Raw genomic sequence first — 353 nt, 5'->3', positions numbered from 1 at the left:
GCTGAACGCCAGAATACCGGCCAGCAGCGTCTGGCCCCAGTTGCGGTGATTACGGCAAAGCCGCCACAGCGCCCAGAACAGCAGCACGCCCAACACGCTGACCGCAAAGATACCCCAGAAACGGGGCTGCAAATCCACCACGCCCAGCTGGAAATTGCCTTCCTCATCGGTATTGGGGACCAGTGCAAAAGCAGCGGCACTGAGGGTCACCAGCGCCACCAGACGCCAGGCACGGGGAATCTGGCGTTCAGCCAGGTGGGGCCGTTCCAGCGTATAAGCGGTTGCACCGCACAAGACCAGCACCGGCATATAATACCACCGGGCATAGTAGCTGGAATTGAGGGCATAGAACG

General features: G+C 60.6%; 1 pseudogene. It reads right to left on the bottom strand.

Features of this window, described 5'->3' with window-relative positions:
- Positions 1–353: pseudogene (locus H6B10_RS15735) on the bottom strand (YfhO family protein); the annotation flags it as partial.

This window comes from Gemmiger formicilis, assembly GCF_016901605.1.
GTDB classification, from domain to species: Bacteria; Bacillota; Clostridia; order Oscillospirales; family Ruminococcaceae; genus Gemmiger; species Gemmiger formicilis_B.
The sequence above is the reverse complement of the archived record's forward strand: the minus strand, read 5'-3'. Positions and strand labels throughout refer to the sequence as shown.